Origin of the sequence: Pseudothioclava alba (assembly GCF_033100795.1) — a bacterium.
In the GTDB taxonomy this organism is placed as follows: domain Bacteria; phylum Pseudomonadota; class Alphaproteobacteria; order Rhodobacterales; family Rhodobacteraceae; genus Pseudothioclava.
The window spans coordinates 58,116-79,273 of sequence record NZ_JAWLVI010000001.1 but is presented as its reverse complement, the minus strand read 5'-3'; the positions used below and the strand labels follow the sequence as shown (position 1 = coordinate 79,273).

The following is a 21,158-nucleotide window of genomic DNA, read 5'->3' as shown; positions in this document are numbered from 1 at the left end:
AGGGGGCACTCCCGCAAGGAATCGCAGATCAAGGTTTACAAATTATTGAAACCGGGCGGATGTTTACCCTTCCGCGCCATCCTCGGCACGCCGCAAAGGCAAGGTCACCCGAAACGCCGCCCCCCCCTGCCCCGGAAGGTAGTCGATCGAGCCGCCCAGATTGGTCATGATCTCGCGGCAGATCGCCAGCCCCAGCCCCGCGCCGCCCGCGCTTGCGGTATCGGTCAGGCGTGCAAATTTCTCGAAGATCAACGCCTGCGCCTTTTTCGGTATCCCCGAGCCGTTATCAATGAAATCCACCTGCACCTTGCGGCCGCGCTTGCGCACTTCGATACGCAGTCTGGGCAGATCGGCATCGCAATATTTGCGCGCGTTCGAAATCAGGTTGATGAACACCTGCAACAGCCGGTCGGTATCGGTGAACACCGGCATATGCTCTGCAGCCACATCGCGCTCGATACGGAACTGACGCTCGGGGCGGGTGGAGCCTGCCGCCGTCACCGCCTTGGAAATCAGATCATGCAGGTTTGCCACGCTGACATTCAGCTGCACCTTGCGGTTTTCCAGCACCGACAGGTCCAGAAGATCATCCAGAAGCCGTGTCAGGCGGCGGGCTTCTTCGTGGATGATTTCGCCGTATTTCTGGCGCATCTCCTCAGGAATATCCGGCTCCATCAGGATTTCCGAAAACGCACGGATCGAGGTCATCGGCGTGCGCAGCTCGTGGCTGATCTGGCCCAGGAAAGCATCTTTTTGCACCGACAGCTCGGTCAGCTTGTCATTGGCATCACGCAGCGCCCGCGCGGTGCGGGCCAGCTCTTCGGACTTGGCCTCAAGCTGCGCGGAGTATTCTTTGATTTCCGCCGTTTCCCCCGCCACCGCGATCAGATCCTGCACTGAAACCGAGGCGCCGCCCGAAAGCTGCGCGATCATCGCATGTGCCGTCGCCGCCCCGACCGAGCCTGCCAGATGGCGTTCCAGCCGCGCGATGAAATCAGGCGTGGTGTCAGGCAGGAACCCCGTCTTGCCCTGAGCCGCCGCCTGCGCCTGAAAGAAGCCCTGCGCCTCTTCGGTGCCAAGGATGCGCTGCGACATCGACAGCAGGTCTTCGGGGTCAGCGCGCCCCTTCGTCCAGCCCTGCGCGCCTTGGGACTGGTCGAACACATTGACAAAGGCCACACCCTGAAGCCGCTCCATCGGCGGCGGGAAAGAAACCATCGAGAAGATCAGAAACGCCAGCGAATTCAACAGCAAAGACCAGAACAGCGCGTGCAGCAGCGGGTCGATCCCGCTGATCCCGAACAGCGCCTGCGGGCGCAGCCAGCCAATCCCGAACGGCCCCTGCGCCATCACCGAGGCCGAAATCCAGCCGCTTTCACCGACCGACGGCAGAAACAGCGCATAAAGCCAGACCGCGAAGCCGATCAAAAGCCCCGCCGTCGCCCCCACATGGGTCGCGCCCCGCCAGAAGATGCCCCCCAGAAGCGCGGGCAAAACCTGCGAAGCGCCAACAAAGGCGATCAGGCCGATTGCCGCCAGCGCCTCGGAGCCGCCCGAAAGGTGGTAATAGCTATAGCCCATCGCCAGAACCGCGCCGATGGAAATCCGTCGCGACATCAGCACCAGACCGCGCACGTCACCCGGCTCGCGCACCCCGCCCGTGCGCAGCGCCAGCCACAGGGGCGTGACGATATGGTTCGACACCATCGTCGCCAGCGCAATCGCCGCGACGATCACCATCGAGGTGGCCGAAGAAAACCCGCCCAAGAATGCCAAGAGCGCCAGCTTCCCCTGCCCCTGCGACAAAGGCAGCGTCAGCACGAACAGGTCGGGGTTTGTGCCTGCGGGCATCATCTCAAGCCCCACCACGGCAATCGGAATGACAAACAGGCTCATCGTCATCAGATAGGCCGGAAAGGCCCAGCTTGCGGTGGTCAGATGGCGCTCGTCGACGTTCTCGACCACAAGCACCTGAAACATCCGCGGCAAGGTCAGGATCGCCGCCGCTGAAACAAACAGAAGCCCCGCAAACCGCCCCGGCTTCAGATGCCACTCGGCGATCGGAGAGGCGTCGATCCGTGCCAGAATATCGCCGACCCCGCCCGCGACACCCCAGACGATGAACACCCCCACCGCGACCAGCGCGACCAGCTTGACCACGGCCTCAAGCGCGATGGCCATGACGACGCCGTGGTGACGCTCGTTCGCGTCCAGATTGCGGGTGCCGAAAAGGATCGTGAACACCGCCAGACCGGCCGCAATCCAAAGCGCGGTTTCGGTCTGCCCAGACAGCGCCCAGAACTCGGGCGGGTGATCCGCGAACACCCCAAAGCTAAGCGTAACAGATTGTAATTGCAGCGCGATATAGGGCGTTGCCGAAGCCACCGACATCAGCGTCACAATCACCCCAAGCGTATTCGACTTGCCATAGCGCGACGAGATCAGGTCCGCGATCGAGGTCACGCGCTGCGTCCGCCCGATCCGCACAAGCTTGCGCAGCACCCACCACCAGCCGATAAACACCAGCGTCGGGCCAAGGTAGATCGTGACGAACTCCAGCCCCGAGCGCGCCGCATAGCCGACCGCGCCGTAAAAGGTCCAGGCGGTGCAATAGATCGACAGCGAAAGGGTATAGACCACCGGCGAGTGCAGGAACTTCAGCCGCCCCTGACGCGCACGCCGTTCGGCAAAATAGGCCACCGCAAACAGCACGATCACATAGCCCAGGCAGACCGCAACAAGGATATTGAAGGGCATCGGCTAGTGCTCCTGCGGCGGGAGGCGCCCGCCCCCCTCGGCGGTCTCCTCCTCGTATTGCGCATCGCCAAGACGGCGCGCGAGCAGGAAAGCGCAGGCGATCAACATTCCCCATGCGGCGAACAGGTAGACCGTGCCGCGCGCGGTATCGGGCTCGGGCGTGGCCTCGGGAGACCAGAGCGCGGGCAGCATCAGGATCACCGCGCCTGCAATCGGCAAAACCCGCGCGGCATCCATCATCCGGCGGCGGCGATACGAGCGGCGCGCAAGGAACAAAGGCTGGCTGGCCTTAGGCATCGGGCGTGCTTTCGGCATGGGCCACGATCCGGTTCAGCACATCCAGCACCTCGGCGTTCGAAAAGGGCTTGGGCAGGAAGGCGCTGACACCTGCGCGCTCGGCGGCCTCGCGGTCTCGCGCCTGCCCCCGCGCGGTCAGCATCAGCACCGGCAAGGCGGCATATTCGGGGCGCGCGCGCAAAAGCGTCAGGATCTCGATCCCCGAGCGCCCCGGCAGCATCAGGTCCAGGATCACCGCATCGGGCATAAGCGCATCAATGGCCGACAGAGCCTCGGCCCCGTCTTCCCGGATGGATACGGTCCAGCCCGCACGCATCAGAATGAACCGGATCGCCTCGGCGATATTCGGCTCGTCCTCTATGAGAAGCACATGCTGATTGGCCATGGCGTCCCCTCCCGCACCCCGACTATCGCGGGGCGCGCGCGAACTGTCAAATCCGCAAACGGGTTACCCCGTCCCCATGATCGAGGGTTCCCGTCGTCCCGCGCATTCGGCGCGCGGACAAATCCGGCAGCTTGACCCGATAGCGCGGCGTGTCATCCCCTGCGCTTCTTCGGGGGCGGGCAGGATCAGCATCATCGCCTCGCGCAGCACGGGGCCGTCAAACCCGCCGGTCATCGTGGTTTCGCAATAGGCGTAGCTTAGAAAGCGCTGCGGCACGCGGCCGGCCATATCGGCCAGCATCCGAACGGGCTGCATCGGGCGGGCCAGCGCCTCGAACAGTGGCCAAAGCGGACAGGCGGCGCCAAAGCGCGGCAGGCTGAACCCCGCAACGGGCCTGCGGAAGGTCAGCGTGCCCGACCCGTCGCAGACCACCAGCCCGAGCGGCGGCAGATTAGCCGTGCCTTCGGGCAAGGCGGCCAGACGACGAAAGGCCACCGGCACCGGCACCCCGAATTGCGCCGCAATTGCCACCGGATCGGCTCCGTGCTGCGCCAGCGCGCGTGACAGAGCCACCATCGGCAGCGCCCGCGCATCCTGCCCCGCGCGCCCAATATGGGCCAGTGCGAGTTTGCGCGCCGCCCCCGAGGCAAGTTCCGCCACCCCGTCGATCAGGCGGTCCGGCACGGGAGGTTGCGCGGTTTCCAGCTCGGGCAGGTGCCAGTTGCGGCTTTCGAGCCACGCCTCGACCTGCTCTTGCGGCGAGGCGAGGCCGGTTTCGGCCTGCTCCTCTTCGTCCAGATAGCCCACCAGCGCCTCGGCGGAATCCGACAGGCGCAGGCTTTCTTCGTGGATGGTCGCCAGAAAGCGGCGGTTCCAGTCTGGCTCGATATCCTCGGTCTCGACCAGAATCGCTGCGGTCGAGCGCAGGCTGGTCACTGCCGAAATCACCTCGTGCAACGAAGCGAGCAGGAACGGGTCTTGCGCCATCCGCTCGGCATAGGTTTCGACCACGCGCTCCAGATCGGCCACGCGCTTTTGCCGCTCGGCCACGACCCCCGCCCACCCGGGAAAACGGCCGACGAATTCCTCGATCCGCTCCAGCTCGGCCGATCCCTCACCGCCGGTTTCCGCCCCCGCCGCCGCCTCGCGCAAGCCGTCGAACAGCGCCCCCTCCACGCCCTCGGAGAGCGCAACCGCCTCCATCCCGAGGGCGGTTGCCAGTTTTTCCAAAAGCGCATCGCTGACGCGGCGGCGGTTATGTTCGATCAGGTTAAGATAGGCGGGCGAAATCCCGACAGAGCGCGCAATATCAGCCTGCCGCAGATGCAGGGCCGTGCGCCGTTCACGAATACGGGTGCCAGTCAGAGCAGAGCGGGCCATGATACCTCCGCCTCAAGTTTACGGGCAAAGGTATAAAATCAAAAGCACTTTACAGTATGGCCACGAATTTACCTAATTGAACGCCCTGAACCGCGCGCCATAGTTCACCGCGCGGTTCGAGCATTTATCCATCGCCTCGCGCAGCCATGCAATCTCTGGTCCTCTGGTCGCCTGCAAGTCGCGCCCCAGAAGCCCGCGCCCTTCGGAGATCGCCGCGCCCATCTTGACCCCATAGCCTTGCAATCGCTTCACCCAGAATTGCGCTGCCTCGTCGAAATAGCTGCCCGGCAGGCTGCCGCCGCGCGCCACATCCTGCGCGACCGCCAGACAATAGCCCGCCTCCGCCGCCTGCGTCGGCGTTCCGAACAAATAACCGGGCGGAGCGGCAAACTGGCTTTTCCACGTCAGGAAAAACAGCACGGACAACGCACTGGCCGCCCCGATCCCCACCAGCCACCAAAGCCAATGCGGACCAGTCTCGTCTGCATAATGATGATCGACTTCCTGCATGGGATACTCCGGTTTCTCATGCAAATCAGAGCACGACTCCCTTAAAAAAACACTGAAACCGCGCATAAAAACGCCCGCCGTCCTGCGACAGCGGGCGCTGAAAGCACTCGGAAGCGCCGTCAGTCGAGAGTTTCAAGCACATCCTTCAGCGTGCCGATCAACTGGTCGATATGGGATTTCTCGATAATCAGCGGCGGCGACATGGCGATGATGTCACCCGTCGTGCGGATCAGGATGCCCTTCTCATAGGCTTGCAAGAAGGCGTTGAAGGCGCGCTTCGTCGGCTCGCCCGCGATCCCCTCAAGCTCGATCGCGCCGATCAGTCCCTCGTTGCGGATGTCGATCACATGGCGCGTGCCTTTCAGCGAATGCAGCGCGTCCTGCCAATAGGGCGCCATCTCGGCGGCACGCTCGAACAGCCCCTCTTCGCGATAGGTCTCCAGCGTCGCGATGCCCGCGGCCGAGGCGATCGGATTGCCCGAATAGGTATAGCCGTGGAACAGCTCGATCATATGCTCGGGGCCGTTCATAAAGGCCTCGTGCACCGCGCCAGTGGTCAGAACCGCGCCCATCGGAATCACCCCGTTGGTCAGCCCCTTGGCGGTCGTCATGATGTCGGGCGTGACACCGTAATGCTGCGCCGCAAAGGCGCTGCCCAAACGCCCGAAGCCGGTGATTACCTCATCGAAAATCAGCAAGATGCCGTGCTTGCGGGTGATCTCGCGCAGCTTTTGCAGATAACCCTTGGGCGGTAGCAGAACGCCGGTTGACCCCGCCATCGGCTCGACGATCACGGCCGCGATGGTTTCCGCGCCATGCAGCGCGACAATCCGCTCCAGATCATCGGCCAGATGCGCGCCATGCGCGGGCTGGCCCTTCGACCACTGGTTTTCCGGCAGATGCGTGTGGGGCATGTGATCCACCCCCGCCAGCATCGGCCCAAAGACCTTGCGGTTATTCACGATACCCCCAACCGAGATGCCGCCAAAGTTCACCCCGTGATAGCCGCGCTCGCGCCCGATCAGACGGGTGCGCGCACCATCGCCCCGCGCCCGATGATAGGCAATCGCGATTTTCAAAGCCGTTTCAACGGATTCCGAGCCAGAGTTCGTGTAGAATACATGATCCATCCCCTCCGGCGCGATCTCGACCAGACGGTTCGCAAGCTCGAACGCAGCCGGATGGCCCATCTGGAACGCGGGTGCATAGTCCAGCTCTGCCGCCTGCTTCTGGATCGCCTCGGTAATCTTCGGGCGGCAATGGCCCGCGTTGCAGCACCACAGCCCCGCCGTGCCATCCAGCACCTCGCGCCCGTCAGTGGTGGTGTAGTGCATATCCTTCGCCGAAGCGAACATCCGCGGAGCCTTCTTGAACTGCCGGTTGGCAGTGAACGGCATCCAGAACGCGTTCAGGTCGTTCGGGGTTTTGCGGTCAAGCGCCATGTCTTTCTCCCTTTCGCCCGCCTTTTGACGGTGCATATTGCGCGCCCCGCACGGGACCATAGTGCAACACACGAGGCACGGCGCGCAGCCAAAACTCTGCCACAGCTGATCCAGAGCGTTGATCGCTGTCAAGCGCTCCTGTAACAAGAACCTCCCGAAAGGAACCGATCTTGTGACGCAAAGCCCGACCGACCACCCCCCCGCGCAGCCCGAAGGCCGCCCGATGACCCGCATCCAGAAGCGGAACCGCAAGGTCATTCTTGAGGCGGCGCTGGAGGTATTTTCGGCCAATGGCTTCCGTGGTTCGACGCTGGAACAGATTGCCTCGGCGGCGGGGCTGTCGAAGCCCAATCTGCTGTATTACTACCCGTCGAAAGAGGCGATCCATCTGGAGCTGCTGAACGGGTTGATGGACACATGGCTTGCGCCCCTGCGTGCGATGGACCCGGACGGAACCCCGCGCGACGAGATCATGCGCTACATGCGTCTCAAGCTAGAAATGAGCCAGCAGATGCCGCGCGAGTCGCGCCTCTTTGCCAATGAAATCCTGCAAGGCGCCCCGCGCATCGGCGAAGGGTTGTCGGGGGATCTGAAAACGCTGGTAGACGAAAAGGCCGCAATCCTCCGCAATTGGGCGGAACAGGGGCAGATCGCCCCCGTCGATCCCTACCATTTGATCTTTTCCATCTGGGCGCTGACTCAGCATTATGCCGATTTCGATGTGCAGGTTCGCGCGGTTCTGGGCGAAGGCCACGACCCCTATACCGAAGCGGGCAAGCATCTGGAGATGCTCTTCGAGCGGCTTTTGACCCCCTGAACGCCTGTTAACCATCCCTTTCGAAGCCAGACGGAAATTAACGCCCGCTTCACATTCAAGGCGCAGAATCGTCTTGGTGGGGGTGCTTCGAGCAAGGAGTTTGGGGATGGACCAGATTTCGGGCTTTTTGCCCCAGATTGGCTGGTCGCCGCTGCAAATGCCAGCGACACCTAAAAAACCTCCTGCCAGTACGGTGGAGCCCGCGGCGAAGTCCGCAAATACCAAAGGAGGTCTGGGTGCCCAGGTGGACACACAGACATCGCAAGATCATGCCCAAGCCGCGCGTCTGTTGGAAACGATAGCCGCAGCGAGTGCATATGAGCTTGAAACAGACGGGACCGCGCAAACGGATGCGCCGATCGACCCTGAGGGGCCGACGGGGCCACCGCCGACTTTCGACGTCACACCTCTGGAAGCAGAGGCCGTGCGCCGTATGAGTGTGCCGAAAACGGTTGCCGAAATTCAGAACCAAAGCGATGCGGAGGACGCCCGGACGGTGCAGGCCAGCGACGACCCCGCGCCCGCGCGGCAAGGCGCGGCGGCTGAGCCGGATCGGGTAAATGGGGAAACTCCCCGGCTGGATCGCGCGAAACAGACCTCCGCTTCTGAACAGGCGCCGGTGTCGACCTCGCAATCCGGCACGGTCTGGAAATCTATCGGCGCCCCCGAACCGCATCAGATGGATCTGACGCGCTAGGCCGCAAAGCCGGATGCATGCGCATCTTTAGAACCGTGTCAGTCGACAACGGTCGCTGGTTGATACCCTGCGCCTTCGGGTGGCGGGGCTATCGGTCATGGAAATTCCTTTGCGCTTTCCGCTGGGTCAGTCGTTCCCGCTTTCCTCCGCCCGCGTGCTGGCGTATAACCGCCCGAGACCTTCGGCCCGATGCGGGCCTCATAAACATAAGCACCCTTGAGGATGGCATGACGAAAAACTCCCATGACAACGATGTCGCCTTCATCCAGGCACTGGCGGAACTGCTGAACAAAAATGACCTGACCGAGCTGTCCGTCGTGCGCGAATATGGCGAAGACGACAGCCTTGAGGTGCGCGTCGTCAAGCAGGCGACCGTGGTCCATGCGGCCCCCGCGCCGGTCGTGGCTGCCGCTCCGGTCGCAGCACCTGCGGCAGCGCCCGCTGCCGCCGCAGCACCGGCAGCAGCCGCAACCGAAGATCCGGCAAGCCATCCGGGCGCTCTGCCCTCGCCGATGGTCGGCACCGCCTATCTTGCGGCAGAGCCGGGCGCAGAGCCTTTTGTCAAGGTCGGCGCACAGGTCAAGGAAGGCCAGACCGTCCTGATCGTCGAAGCCATGAAGACCATGAACCACATTCCGGCCCCCAAAGCTGGCACTGTGAAGCGCATCCTCGTGGATGACGGCACGCCCGTAGAGTTCGGCACGACCCTGATGATCATCGAGTGAGGACGATCAGATGTTCGACAAGATCCTGATCGCCAACCGCGGCGAGATCGCGCTGCGCGTGATCCGCGCCTGCCGCGAGATGGGCATCGCCAGCGTCGCGGTCCACTCGACGGCGGATGCGGACGCGATGCATGTGCGTATGGCCGATGAAAGCGTCTGCATCGGGCCGAATTCCTCGACCGACAGCTACCTCTCGGTGCCCGCCATCGTTGCCGCGTGCGAGATTACCGGCGCGCAAGCGATCCACCCGGGCTATGGCTTCCTGTCCGAAAATGCGAATTTCGTGCAGATTCTCGAAGATCACGACATCACCTTCATCGGCCCGTCTGCCGCCCATATCCGCATCATGGGCGACAAGATCACCGCCAAGGAAACCGCCATGAACCTTGGCATTCCGGTGGTTCCTGGCTCGGCCGGAGGCGTTCCAGATTTCGAGACCGCCAGAAAAGTCGGCGCCGAAATCGGCTATCCGCTGATCATCAAGGCGACGGCTGGCGGCGGTGGCCGTGGCATGAAAGTCGCCAAAGACGAGAGCGAGCTGGAAATCGCCTTCCGCACCGCACGTTCCGAGGCCAAGGCCGCCTTCGGCAATGACGAGGTTTATATGGAGCGTTACCTCCAGAAGCCGCGTCACATCGAAATTCAGGTCTTCGGCGATGGCAAGGGCCGCGCGGTCCATCTGGGCGAGCGTGACTGCTCGCTCCAGCGCCGTCACCAGAAGGTCTTTGAAGAGGCTCCCGGCCCCTGCATTACGCCCGAGGAACGCGCGCGCATCGGCAAAATCTGCGCCGACGCAATGGCCGAGCTGAAATACATCGGCGCTGGCACGATCGAGTTTCTGTATGAGGACGGAGAGTTCTTCTTCATCGAGATGAACACCCGCCTTCAGGTGGAACACCCCGTCACCGAGGCAATTTTCGGCGTCGATCTGGTGCGCGAACAAATCCGCGTCGCCGCTGGCGAAGAGATGGAGTTCACGCAGGAAAACCTCAAGATCAACGGCGCCGCCATCGAAGTGCGGATCAACGCCGAGCGTCTGCCGAACTTCGCCCCCTGCCCCGGCAAGATCACCCAGTATCACGCTCCGGGCGGTCTGGGCGTGCGGATGGATAGCGCGCTTTATGACGGCTACAAAATCCCGCCCTATTACGACAGCCTGATCGGCAAGCTGATCGTGCACGGGCGCGACCGGAACGAAGCGCTGGCGCGCCTGAGCCGCGCCTTGGGCGAGCTGATCGTGGACGGTGTCGATACCACGGTGCCGCTGTTCCACCAGCTTTTGGCGGAACCCGACATCCAGCGGGGCGATTACTCGATCCACTGGCTGGAAAAATGGCTGGCCAAGACCTACGGCTAACCCCGAACGCCCCCGCGAAACGGGGGCGTTTTTCGTTGCGTTGATCTTCCCCTTCGGCTGCGCCATTCTGCGCAGGTGCGATAGCGAAGGAGCGGATATGTCAGATCGGTTAAGCCCCGAACTTCTGCTGTCGGGCTATGCGCAGGGCATCTTCCCGATGGCCGAAAGCCGCGAGGATACGCGTCTTTACTGGTTCGAGCCGCAGCAGCGCGGCATCATCCCGCTGGACGGCCTCCACATCTCCCGATCACTGGCGCGCAGACTGCGCAGCGGCGAGTATCGCGTCACGATCAACCGCGCCTTTCGCGCCACCGTCGAGGGCTGCGCCGCGCGCGAAGAAACATGGATCAACGGCCCCCTGTTTGCACTATATGACCAGCTTCACGCCGCAGGCTTTGCCCATTCGCTGGAGGTCTGGCGCGCAGGCGAACTGGTGGGCGGCATTTTCGGGGTCACTCTGGGTGGTGCCTTCTTTGGGGAAAGCATGTTTTCGCGCACGACCGATGCGTCAAAAATCGCGCTGGTTCATACGGTTGACCGGCTGCGCCGCGCGGGGTTCACGCTGTTCGATACGCAATATCTGACACCGCACCTGGCGTCCTTGGGCGGGATCGAGATTCCGCGCGACAACTATAAGAACTGGCTGGCCGAGGCGCTGCAAATCGACGCGGATTTCGCCGCACCCGCGATTGATGATGCCTATTCGGTCTTGCAGCGGATGACCCAGACGTCATAGCGCTGATGATCCACCGCCGAAAGCGCCGGGCTATCCGCGATCATCCAGCCGGAAAACACCGGGGCTGCGTCTTTTTCCTCAACCGTCACAAAGGCATAGGCGTTCGAAGACGGATCGGAGGGCGGATAGCGGCAGGCGTCCAGCGTGATGCGGATTTGCCCATAATCAACCGATTGCCCGATCGCGAGTTCGATGTCCGCTGCCGTGCCCGCAACCTTGTCGAGGCCGCGCAAAACAGCCGCCCCGGCATCGGCCAACCCCGAAGGGGCATCCTGCGCCAGCGCGGCTCCTGCCGAAAGCGTAGCAACCAAAGCAACAACCAGACGCATCACTGACCCTCTTCCGACGACCCGCCGGCGAATTTCATCATCAACGACAGCACCGAGACCGCACCCTGCGTGTCCAGAATCTCGTCCCCCGCTGCGAGGTTATCCAGACTTCCGCCGGGAACAATCTCGACGAAGGCGCCGCCAAGAAGCCCCTCGGACGCAATTGCAATGGCGGAATCTTCGGGCAGGATCACATCGTCACGCAGCGAAACTGTCGCATCGGCGAAAAAGGTTTGCGGGTTGAGGGAAAGCTCCGTCACCGTGCCGATCTTGACCCCCGCCATGCGCACATCTGTGCCAACCGTGACCCCCTCGACCGAGCGGAACGAGGCGCGCAGCGGATATTGCCCGCCCGTGCTACCGAAATCTTCGCCCTTCGAGGCCCAGACCAAAAAGCCAAGCGCCACCGCAAGAACGGCAGCGCCAGTCAAAATCTCTGCACGAGGTTCGCTCATATGGCCTCCGCCTTATTCAGGCTGCCAAGCCTCGTAATCGCGGCGTTGCGCAGGCACGGCCTGACGCAGCGAACCCGCCGGAGCAAAGGCCGCAGCCGTGCCGGTCATGTTATCCTGATGCGGAAGTTCCCACGATTTATGGGCCAGCGGTGCCTTGGTCGGCGGCTCGTCATAGGTGAAGTGGATCCAGCCGTGCCAATCGGGCGAGATTCGCGAAGCCTCGACCTCGCCGTTATAGATCACCCAGCGGCGCTTACCGTCGCGGGTCTGGTAATAGACGTTGCCCTGCGCATCTTCGCCGACCTTCACGCCCTTGCGCGCGGTAAAGATTTGGGTGCCAAGGGTCTGGCCATTCCACCAGGTCAAAAGGCGAAGCAGGAATTTCATGTCTATCCTCCGCAGGCAATTCCCCCTCCTTATAGCGAAGGAGCGCCAAAGGTCCAGTGCCAGAAGCGCGCAGTTCCCCCGCTTGAGCAGCCAAATCCGGCGGCAATCGCGGATATTCGCGAGAGAGGCTTCGCGCGACGATCAACATGCGGGGAATCACCTCTGCCTCTGTTCTCCAGAAACGAAAATGCGGACCCGAAGGTCCGCATCATTCGCAGCACAATCCGGGGGGTTTAGCCCGCCGATTTCGGCTCTTTTTTCTTGTTCTCGGCGTAGATCAGGAGCGGCTTGACCTCGGACGCATCGACAGCCTCTTCGTTGACCACGACCTCCTCAACGCCTTCCATGCCCGGCAGTTCGAACATGGTATCGAGAAGAATATCCTCCATGATCGAGCGCAACCCGCGCGCGCCGGTTTTCCGCGCGATCGCACGCTTCGCGATGGCCTTGAGCGCGTCATCGGTGAAGCTCAGCTTCACGCCTTCGATGTCGAAGAGGCGCTGATACTGCTTGACCAGGGCGTTTTTCGGCTCGGTCAGGATGGTCACCAGCGCTTCGGCATCCAGATCCGTCAGCGTCGCGATCACCGGAAGGCGCCCGACAAATTCCGGGATCAGGCCGAATTTCAATAGATCTTCGGGTTCCAGCTCTTTGAACAGCTCGCCCACGCCGCGGGAATCGGGCTCTTTCACATCGGCGCCAAAGCCGATGGCCGTGCCTTTGCCACGCTGCGCGATGATCCGGTCCAGCCCCGCGAAAGCACCGCCACAGATGAACAGGATGTTCGTCGTGTCGACTTGCAGAAATTCCTGTTGCGGATGCTTGCGCCCGCCTTGCGGCGGAACCGAAGCCACTGTGCCTTCCATGATTTTCAGAAGCGCCTGCTGCACCCCCTCGCCCGAGACATCGCGGGTGATCGAGGGGTTGTCCGATTTGCGCGTAATTTTATCGACTTCGTCGATATAGACGATGCCGCGCTGCGCACGCTCGACGTTATATTCGGAGGCTTGCAAGAGCTTGAGGATGATGTTCTCGACATCCTCGCCCACATAGCCCGCTTCGGTCAGCGTCGTCGCATCCGCCATCGTAAACGGCACATCCAGAATCCGCGCCAGCGTCTGCGCCAGCAGCGTCTTGCCGCAGCCCGTCGGGCCGATCAGCAGGATGTTCGACTTCGCCAGTTCGATATCCGATTTCGAGCCGTGATTGAGGCGTTTGTAGTGGTTATGCACCGCCACCGCGAGCACGCGCTTGGCGTGCTCCTGCCCGATCACATAATCGTCCAGCACCTTGCTGATGTCGCGCGGCGTCGGCACGCCATCGGTGGTTTTCAGCCCCGAAGTCTTCGTTTCTTCGCGGATGATATCCATGCACAGCTCGACACATTCATCACAGATGAACACCGTCGGACCCGCAATCAGCTTGCGAACCTCATGCTGGCTCTTGCCGCAGAACGAACAATAGAGCGTGTTCTTGCTGTCTGAGCCGGAATTATTCGCCATGTCTTTCCTCTGCGCCTGACCGGGCTTGCCGGTGCGGTTTGGGTGAGCCTTTGACCGAAGTCTAAGTCAGGCCCACCGTCACCTCAATGTCAAAATGCCAAAGCCGTTAAGCTGGCTTATTTATCGCCTTCACGCGGGCGGCTTTCGAGAATCTCGTCGATCAGCCCCCAGTCCTTGGCCTCTTGCGCCGACATGAAGTTGTCGCGTTCAAGCCCGGCCTCGACGGTCGCGTAATCGTTACCCGTGTGTTTTACATATATTTCGTTCAGACGGCGTTTCAGCCCCTCAACCTCGCGGGCGTGGATCATGATATCCGTCACCTGCCCCTGATAGCCGCCCGACGGCTGGTGCACCATCACGCGCGAGTTGGGCAGCGAGAAGCGCATCCCCTTTTCGCCCGCCGTCAGCAAGAGCGACCCCATCGAGGCCGCCTGCCCGATCACCAGCGTCGAGACCTTCGGCTTGATATATTGCATCGTGTCATAGATCGACAGGCCCGAGGTCACGACACCGCCTGGGCTATTGATATACATAGCGATTTCCTTGGTCGGGTTTTCCGCTTCAAGGAACAGAAGCTGCGCGCAGATCAGCGTCGACATCCCGTCATGCACGGGGCCGGACAGGAAAATGATCCGCTCTTTCAGGAGCCGCGAATAAATGTCGTAGGCACGCTCGCCGCGCGAGGTCTGTTCAACGACCATCGGCACCAGCGTGTTCATATACAGGTCGATCGGATCTTTCATCGCTGCCCTTTCCAGAATCTGTCTGCGACCATCCATAGCCGCAGAACTTTACTCAAGTCTTAGTGTCGTGGGACGCGGCCTTCAAGGGCAGCATTTTTATTGCGGCTTGGCGACAGGGATTAACTCAGACGAAAGAGTCTGCTCGCTAACGTCTCTCCGTTCAATGCCTCACACGGATTCTCGGAAGACATGCGCGCCACAGGACACAGACAGCCCAACCTATCCCTTCGGCCTGTTGGCGGCACAGCCAAAGCCATGCCTCTTTGCAGTCCGCTCACCATCCATACAGACTGGAGCCTCCTATGACCGGGACCAACGCGTCGAAGATTTCGTTTTTTCACTCGGTATTCATGCGCTCCACGCTGATCGTTTTCATCTGCACGCTCTGCGTCACCGGCATGTTGACCTTGCTTAATTTCAGCAGTTCTAAAGAAGCGGCCTTTGCCACCGCGCACGAGCGGCTGACCCGTTCCACCTCCGACCTGACAGGGCTGATCATTAGTCCGCTGCGCTTTTCCGCGCCAGACCGCGGCGCACAAGTTCTGGCCGAAATGATGACAAATCTCGGCGGAGAATCGACCGGTGCGATCATTCTCGACAAGACCGGAGAGGAGTTTGCCGCGTCAGTTCCCGATAGCGGCGCGTCTCAGCTGATGTCGCTCGCGCAGACCGCCTATAAAGAAATCGAAGCGCAAACCGATATGGCGACGCTCTCTTACGCCATGCCCGCGCTCAGCAATGACGGCACCCTCCTCGGAGTTGTCGCAATGGAGTGGTCTTCGGAACTGGCGACCGCCGCGCTGAAAGCCAGCCTGATAAAGGCGCTGTCGATCACAGCGGCTGTGTTCGTGGTTGCTCTGGCTGGGGCGGCATGGGTGTTCAGCGGTTCTATCGGGGCGCCGTTGCGCCGCGTCGCCCAAGCCGTCCAGGCTGTCCAAAACGAGGATTTTTCCGTTGAAATCAGGGGCCGTCGGCGCAAAGACGAGATCGGCATGATCGCGCGCGCGATCGAGGAATTGCGCGATTCGCTCAAAGCCTCGGCTGCGATAAACCGGCAGGCGAAGGTGAATTCGACCGCTCTCGACGCCAGCACGTCGGCCGTGATCCTGACCGGCAACGACCACCGCATCACCTATGTGAACGAGGCGGCGAGCCAGCTTTTACGCAAACACGAGGCGGCGCTGCACACAGTTCACAGCGCCTTTTCCGCCGACAATCTTATCGGATACCGCGCGGATGAAATTCTCTCCGCCGGCCCCCGCGCAGCCGGATCGCTTGACGCGGGTTCGTCGGACACGATCCGTATCGGCCAGCAACTCGAAAGCGGTTATCTCAGCGTCATGATCAATCCGGTCTATGACGAAAGCGGGCAAAAGATCGGGCATGTCTCCGAGTGGCGCGACCTGACTGACGAACAACGCAATGCCGCCGTGATCGACGCCATCCACCGCAACCAGCTTCGCATCGACCTGACACCGGACGCCCGCATCGACCTTTTGAATGCCGCCTGTGCGACACTTCTCGGCTCCTCACCAGAAGCACTGCTCGGCGTCAGTATGGCCGGTAAAATCCTGCATGAAGGCACGCCGGTGTGCCAGTTGATGTCCAATCTTCAACCGATTGTAGGGCGCTTCATCCTGTTGCTCGGCGGGCGCGAGGTGCAGCTCGAAGGCTCGGCAAACCCGATTCTCAACGACGAAGGGGAACTCACCCACTTTTGCCTCCTGGCCAATGATGTGACCGCGCAACAGGCCGCGCTCGACAAGCTGGATATCGAGCGCAAAACGATGGAAGAAGCTCAACGAAACGTCGTCGAAGCTCTGCGCGCCGCACTCGAGAAGCTCTCGAACGGTGATCTTGCCTCGTCCATCGACAGGGAATTCCCGCAAAGCTACGAGACCCTGCGCATCGACTACAACACCGCCACAACCAACCTTCTGTTTGCGATCAAACAGGTGCTCGACAACGCAAACTCGATCCGCAACGAGGCCGGCCAAATTGCTGCCGCCGCCGACGATATGTCGCGCCGGACCGAGCAGCAGGCGGCAACGCTGGAACAGACCGCCGCAGCGATGAACCAGTTGACGGCGGCCGTTCAATCCGCCGCCGACGGCGCCGACAGGGCTAATAAAATGGTGGCCGATGCCAAGTCACACGCCGAGACGAGCGGGAATATCGTCCGCGAAGCCGTCACCGCTATGGGCGAAATCGAAGACAGTTCGAACAAGATTTCGAAAATCACCAGCGTGATTGACGAGATTGCTTTCCAGACCAACCTTCTGGCCCTGAACGCTGGGGTAGAGGCTGCACGCGCAGGCGAGGCAGGTCGCGGTTTTGCCGTCGTCGCTTCCGAGGTGCGTGCTCTCGCCCAACGCTCCTCCGATGCCGCGCGTGAAATTGCAGGACTAATTTCCTCTTCCTCCAATCAGGTGAAGCGGGGGGTCGATCTGGTCGGCCAGGCTGGTGATGCCCTTGGCAGCATCCAGATTTCGGTAACGGATATTTTCTCGGTCGTGTCTGATATCGCGGTTTCGACACGCGAACAGTCAACCGGTCTCAACGAGATCAATTCCGCTGTGCACCAACTGGATCAGGTTACACAGCAAAACGCTGCGATGTTCGAACAATCCACAGCGGCGAGTCAGTCGCTCAACCGCGAAGCAAACATCCTGATTTCGACGATGGAGCAGTTCTCGCTTGGGAACGAGGCGCCGGACGGCGTGGGCACAGCAAGTTTCCGCTCGCAGCGGGAACCGGCATTTGCCGCGGCGACAAACGCCCCTCCCGCACAGCCGGTCGCGCCAGCGGCGAAGCGGCTCAGCTCGCTCGCTGTCAAACCGGACCCTGCAGAAGACGAGTGGGAAGACTTCTGATCCGGCACTTTACCGGATGCGCGCCACGCGCCAAGGGTGCATCCGGTTTCTGACCAGCCTCGCCCGACTTACCCGCGCCATGCCGCGCCCTGCGGGGGAACTATGCCCAACGCATCCACCGCGCGTGCAGCTATCTGACGGGTAAGATCTTCAACCGAGGCAGGTTTCAGATAAAAAGCCGGGACGGGCGGCATGATAACTCCGCCCATTTCCGTCACCGCCGTCATCGCACGCAGATGCGCCAGACTGAGCGGTGCTTCACGCGTGAGCAACACCAGCTTGCGCCGTTCTTTCAGCTGAACCGAAGCCGCGCGCGTCAACAGGTTGTCATCAAGCCCGATAGACATCGCCGCCAAAGACCGCATCGAACACGGTGCCACAATCATCCCCACCGCAGGAAATGACCCAGATGCAATGGTCGCGCCAAGATTACGGATGTCGTGAACCCGGTCGACCCGGGCCTGCAAATCGCGCAGAGCATCGGGCCCGAGTTCAAGCTCGAACGTGCGCTCCGCGGCAGGCGACACCACCAGATCAACCTCCAGCCCTGCGGCACCCAATATCTCGGCGCAATGACGCGCCAGTGCCGCACCGGATGCCCCCGACACCCCAAGAATAACCCGCGTCATTCGCCCCTCCCCAAACCATAGCGCGAGAGAATTTCCTCGGCGCGCGCCTCGTCTTTTGGATCCAGAGCCATCACCTGCCCCCATTCGCGCGTTGTCTCGGCCCCGAGTTTGGTCGTCGCATCAATACCCAGTTTGCCCGCCAGCCCCTCGCGCGGGGAGGCAAAATCAAGGTAGTCCATCGGGGTATGATCCAGCACCATGACATCGCGCGCAGGGTCCATCCGTGTGGCCATAGCCCAGACCACATCGTCCCAGTTGCGCACGTCGATGTCCTCGTCCACCACGACAACCATTTTTGTATAGCTGAACTGCGCCAGCATCCCCCATAGCGCCATCATCACGCGCCGGGCCTGCCCAGGATAGCGCTTGGCGATCTGAACCACCGCCATCCGGTAAGAGCACGCGGCGGGCGGCAGCCAGAGATCACGCACCTCGGGGATTTGCGAACGGATCACCGGCAGCGCCAATTCGTTAAACACCTCGCCAATCACCGAAGGCTCATCCGGCGGGCGCCCCGTGATAGTCGTCAGGTAAAGCGGATCTTTGCGGTGAGTGATAGTCGAAACACGCATCACCGGAAACGGCTCGACCGAGTTATAATAGCCCGTGTGATCCCCGAACGGCCCCTCGGGCGCGGTCTCGCCGGGATGAATCCAGCCCTCAATCACGATCTCGGCTCGCGCGGGCACCATCAGCGGCACGGATTTCGCCCGCACCACCTCGGCGCGGGTGCCACGCAGCACGCCCGAAAACGTCAGCTCTGACACGTTTTCGGGCAAGGGAAGCGCGCTGGCCAAAAGCGTTCCGGGATCGCAGCCAAGCGCAATCGCAACCGGCATCGGTTCGCCTCGCGCGGCCCAGGCCCGCGCATGAGCCGCCCCGCCGCGATGCGCAAGCCAGCGCATGACAAGATGGTCGCGCCCGATCACCTGCGCACGATAAACCCCTAGATTATAACGAGAAAGTGCCTCGGGCGCGGCTTCGGGCGGGCGCGTCACCACGACCGGCCATGTAATCAGCGGACCCGCATCCCCGGGCCAGGGCGTCTGCACGGGCAGCATCCCAAGGTCGGGATCGTCATGCACCACCTCTTGCACGGGGGCGCGTTTCATCACCCGCGCCCGCGTCGAAAGCGCCGCCTTCAGCATCGGCCAGCGCGACAGCGCATCGCGCATCCCCTCGACCGGCGCGGGCGCGCGAAGCGCCGCCAGAAACTCTCCGAACTCGCGCACCCCGTCGGGGCGCACCCCAAGCCCCGCCGCCACCCGCTCGGGCGTCGCAAAAAGATTGGTCACAACCGGCATCTGCACTGGCGCGCCCGCAGCGTCACGCGCCGCATCAAAGCGCAAAACCGGCCCGCCGCGACGCAATGCCGCAACTTGCACAGCCGTCATTTCATGCCGGATCGAGACCGGATCGGACAGGCGCAACAGCCCGCCGTTTCCGGCATTCCAGTCAAGAAACGCCCGTAAATCCGCAAAAACAGGGAGGTCGCGCATTGTAAATCCTCGGGTTTGTCCCCTCTCCGCTAGCAGGCGCGCGGGGCGCGCATCATGACATAAGTCAATTTGCCTGCGCGCCGCAGCCGCTATCACCGATGCACCAATCCCGAGGATACGATGTCGACAACTCAGCTTGCACGCCTGCCCCGCGCACTGGCTTTGGCCCTTCGTCCGCTTCCGCTGGCCCCCCTGTCGCTGGCGCTGTCACAGCTTGCGCAGCGTATGGTTAACGCCCATCCCGGCCTGATGCGCCGGATGGGAGAGCACGCGGGCGCGCGCTTTCTTCTGGACCCGACCGACCTGCCCTTTACGCTGGAGGTCTGCGTGGACGGCGCGACGGTCCGCGCGCATCGTCGCACCGCCCCGCCTGACTATAACGCACGTATCGCGGGGCCACTGTCGGCCTTTCTGGCGATGATGCACGGCGCCGAGGACGGGGACGCGCTGTTCTTCTCGCGCGATCTGGTGATCGAGGGCGACACGGGCGCAGTTCTGGCCCTGCGCAACGCCATTGATGACAGCGAACTTGACCTTACCGAAGAGATTGCCGCGATCGGCGGCCCCGCGGGCGGTATTCTGCGCCGCGCTCTTCAACGCGCGGAGGCCCGCACGGGGCTTTCGCTTCACCGTATCGACCCGTTCGGAGCGAATATATGATGGAACTCGTCTGCCCCGCAGGAACCCCTGCGGCGCTGCGTGCGGCTGTCGAGGCTGGCGCGCATACCGTTTATTGCGGCTTTGCTGATGAAACCAATGCCCGCAACTTTCCGGGGCTGAATTTCTCGCGCGAGGAAATGGCCGAAAGCGTGGCTTACGCCCATGCGCGCGGATCAAAAGTTCTGTGTGCAATCAATACCTTCCCGCGCGCGGGCGACGAAGACCTGTGGCACCGCGCGGTGGCTGACGCGAAAACGGCGGGCGTGGATGCGGTCATTCTGGCGGATACGGGCTTGCTTGCTCATGCGGCCGAGACCCACCCGGACTTGCGCCTCCATCTGTCGGTGCAGGCGGCGGCGGCCAACCCGGACGCAATCAACTTTTACGCCGAGGCCTTTGGCGTGAAACGTGTCGTCCTGCCCCGCGTCCTCACCGTGGCCGAGATCACCGCGATCAACCGCGAAATCGACGTCGAGACTGAGGTTTTCGTCTTTGGCGGGCTGTGCGTTATGGCCGAGGGGCGCTGCTCGCTGTCGTCCTATGCGACGGGGCGCTCGCCCAATATGAACGGCGTGTGCTCGCCTGCCTCGCATGTGGTTTACTCTGAGGAAGGGCCGGAGCTGGCCGCGCGTCTGGGGGGCTTTACCATCCACAAAACGCCGAAATCCGCCGCCGCGCCCTATCCGACGCTCTGCAAGGGCTGCTTTACCTCGGACGAACAGACCGGCCACATTTTCGAAGATCCGGTCAGCCTTGATGCGACGCATCTGATCCCTGCGCTGGCAAAGGCCGGGGTTTCCGCGCTGAAGATCGAGGGCCGCCAGCGGTCGCGCGCCTATGTGGCGCAGGTTGTGCGCACCTTCCGCGCCGCGGTCGAGGCTCAGGCCGCAGGCCGCCCGTTGCCCGAAAGCGCGCTTTCCTCGCTCACCGAAGGGCAAGCCGCCACCACCGGCGCCTATGCCAAGACCTGGAGGTAAC

21 protein-coding genes are annotated in these 21,158 nt (G+C 62.3%); 8 read left to right on the top strand and 13 right to left on the bottom strand.

The features are described from left to right. Nucleotides 1-63 precede the first annotated feature (63 nt). The 6 genes from RYZ20_RS00370 to aptA form a co-directional block, all read right to left on the bottom strand. Nucleotides 64-2,757 (bottom strand): ATP-binding protein, encoded by a 2,694-nt coding sequence (locus tag RYZ20_RS00370; RefSeq protein ID WP_317669896.1) that lies wholly within the window; start codon nt 2,755-2,757, stop codon nt 64-66. 3 nt (nt 2,758-2,760) lie between these two features. Next, nucleotides 2,761-3,054: a hypothetical protein gene (locus tag RYZ20_RS00365; RefSeq protein WP_317669895.1), complete on the bottom strand. Its 294-nt coding sequence runs from the start codon at nt 3,052-3,054 to the stop codon at nt 2,761-2,763. Next, the gene (locus RYZ20_RS00360; protein ID WP_317669894.1) at nt 3,047-3,439 is read right to left on the bottom strand and encodes a response regulator transcription factor; all 393 of its coding nucleotides are present in this window, start codon (nt 3,437-3,439) and stop codon (nt 3,047-3,049) included. Before RYZ20_RS00360 ends, RYZ20_RS00365 begins: the two co-directional genes overlap by 8 nt. Before the next feature lie 63 nt (nt 3,440-3,502). After that, complete coding sequence (locus RYZ20_RS00355; RefSeq protein ID WP_317669893.1) at nt 3,503-4,819, bottom strand: short-chain fatty acyl-CoA regulator family protein; 1,317 nt, start codon at nt 4,817-4,819, stop codon at nt 3,503-3,505. Nucleotides 4,820-4,891: 72 nt separating this feature from the next. Beyond that, entirely contained in the window at nt 4,892-5,329 is a 438-nt protein-coding gene (locus RYZ20_RS00350; protein ID WP_317669892.1) for a hypothetical protein, read from the bottom strand. A gap of 119 nt (nt 5,330-5,448) precedes the next feature. Next, a complete protein-coding gene (aptA, locus tag RYZ20_RS00345; protein WP_317669891.1) occupies nt 5,449-6,771 on the bottom strand; it encodes an omega-aminotransferase AptA in 1,323 nt (440 codons plus the stop codon). A gap of 223 nt (nt 6,772-6,994) precedes the next feature. Between aptA and RYZ20_RS00340 the strand changes: the two genes are divergently transcribed. From RYZ20_RS00340 to aat, 5 genes are all read left to right on the top strand, one after another. Continuing rightward, nucleotides 6,995-7,588, top strand: a complete 594-nt coding sequence (locus RYZ20_RS00340) for a TetR family transcriptional regulator C-terminal domain-containing protein (RefSeq protein WP_317671276.1) — start codon at nt 6,995-6,997, stop codon at nt 7,586-7,588. Between the two features lie 106 nt (nt 7,589-7,694). Further along, nucleotides 7,695-8,285, top strand: a complete 591-nt coding sequence (locus RYZ20_RS00335) for a hypothetical protein (protein WP_317669890.1) — start codon at nt 7,695-7,697, stop codon at nt 8,283-8,285. A 227-nt stretch (nt 8,286-8,512) separates the two neighbouring features. Then, on the top strand, nt 8,513-9,010 hold the full coding sequence (gene accB / locus RYZ20_RS00330) for an acetyl-CoA carboxylase biotin carboxyl carrier protein (RefSeq protein WP_317669889.1): 498 nt from the start codon (nt 8,513-8,515) through the stop codon (nt 9,008-9,010). Nucleotides 9,011-9,020: 10 nt separating this feature from the next. Continuing rightward, a complete protein-coding gene (accC, locus tag RYZ20_RS00325; protein WP_317669888.1) occupies nt 9,021-10,367 on the top strand; it encodes an acetyl-CoA carboxylase biotin carboxylase subunit in 1,347 nt (448 codons plus the stop codon). Nucleotides 10,368-10,464: 97 nt separating this feature from the next. Beyond that, nucleotides 10,465-11,103 (top strand): leucyl/phenylalanyl-tRNA--protein transferase, encoded by a 639-nt coding sequence (aat, locus tag RYZ20_RS00320; RefSeq protein WP_317669887.1) that lies wholly within the window; start codon nt 10,465-10,467, stop codon nt 11,101-11,103. Here aat and RYZ20_RS00315 read toward each other — a convergent pair. From RYZ20_RS00315 to RYZ20_RS00295, 5 genes are all read right to left on the bottom strand, one after another. Beyond that, nucleotides 11,067-11,432 carry a DUF2155 domain-containing protein gene (locus RYZ20_RS00315; RefSeq protein ID WP_317669886.1) on the bottom strand — a complete coding sequence of 122 codons (366 nt, stop codon included), beginning with the start codon at nt 11,430-11,432 and terminating at the stop codon, nt 11,067-11,069. The two genes, aat and RYZ20_RS00315, sit on opposite strands and share 37 nt — an antisense overlap. Beyond that, nucleotides 11,432-11,887: an outer membrane lipid asymmetry maintenance protein MlaD gene (gene mlaD / locus RYZ20_RS00310; RefSeq protein ID WP_317669885.1), complete on the bottom strand. Its 456-nt coding sequence runs from the start codon at nt 11,885-11,887 to the stop codon at nt 11,432-11,434. Before mlaD ends, RYZ20_RS00315 begins: the two co-directional genes overlap by 1 nt. A gap of 12 nt (nt 11,888-11,899) precedes the next feature. Continuing rightward, the gene (locus RYZ20_RS00305; protein ID WP_317669884.1) at nt 11,900-12,274 is read right to left on the bottom strand and encodes an NADH:ubiquinone oxidoreductase subunit NDUFA12; all 375 of its coding nucleotides are present in this window, start codon (nt 12,272-12,274) and stop codon (nt 11,900-11,902) included. Nucleotides 12,275-12,507: 233 nt separating this feature from the next. Beyond that, entirely contained in the window at nt 12,508-13,776 is a 1,269-nt protein-coding gene (gene clpX, locus RYZ20_RS00300) for an ATP-dependent Clp protease ATP-binding subunit ClpX (protein ID WP_317669883.1), read from the bottom strand. A gap of 116 nt (nt 13,777-13,892) precedes the next feature. Beyond that, entirely contained in the window at nt 13,893-14,519 is a 627-nt protein-coding gene (locus RYZ20_RS00295) for an ATP-dependent Clp protease proteolytic subunit (protein WP_317669882.1), read from the bottom strand. Nucleotides 14,520-14,821: 302 nt separating this feature from the next. Between RYZ20_RS00295 and RYZ20_RS00290 the strand changes: the two genes are divergently transcribed. Beyond that, complete coding sequence (locus RYZ20_RS00290; protein ID WP_317669881.1) at nt 14,822-17,392, top strand: methyl-accepting chemotaxis protein; 2,571 nt, start codon at nt 14,822-14,824, stop codon at nt 17,390-17,392. A gap of 68 nt (nt 17,393-17,460) precedes the next feature. Here the strand turns inward: RYZ20_RS00290 and RYZ20_RS00285 are convergent, their stop codons facing one another. Both RYZ20_RS00285 and RYZ20_RS00280 read right to left on the bottom strand, forming a co-directional pair. After that, nucleotides 17,461-18,021, bottom strand: a complete 561-nt coding sequence (locus RYZ20_RS00285; RefSeq protein WP_317669880.1) for a UbiX family flavin prenyltransferase — start codon at nt 18,019-18,021, stop codon at nt 17,461-17,463. Beyond that, nucleotides 18,018-19,520 (bottom strand): UbiD family decarboxylase, encoded by a 1,503-nt coding sequence (locus RYZ20_RS00280; protein ID WP_317669879.1) that lies wholly within the window; start codon nt 19,518-19,520, stop codon nt 18,018-18,020. The genes RYZ20_RS00285 and RYZ20_RS00280 overlap by 4 nt, the downstream gene beginning before the upstream one ends. A gap of 120 nt (nt 19,521-19,640) precedes the next feature. Here RYZ20_RS00280 and ubiT point away from each other — a divergent pair, with 120 nt between their 5' ends. Both ubiT and ubiU read left to right on the top strand, forming a co-directional pair. Next, complete coding sequence (ubiT, locus tag RYZ20_RS00275; protein ID WP_317669878.1) at nt 19,641-20,180, top strand: ubiquinone anaerobic biosynthesis accessory factor UbiT; 540 nt, start codon at nt 19,641-19,643, stop codon at nt 20,178-20,180. Continuing rightward, nucleotides 20,180-21,157, top strand: coding sequence for a ubiquinone anaerobic biosynthesis protein UbiU (ubiU, locus tag RYZ20_RS00270; RefSeq protein ID WP_317671273.1), 978 nt, complete (start codon nt 20,180-20,182; stop codon nt 21,155-21,157). The genes ubiT and ubiU overlap by 1 nt, the downstream gene beginning before the upstream one ends. The last annotated feature ends 1 nt before the right edge of the window (nt 21,158 follow it).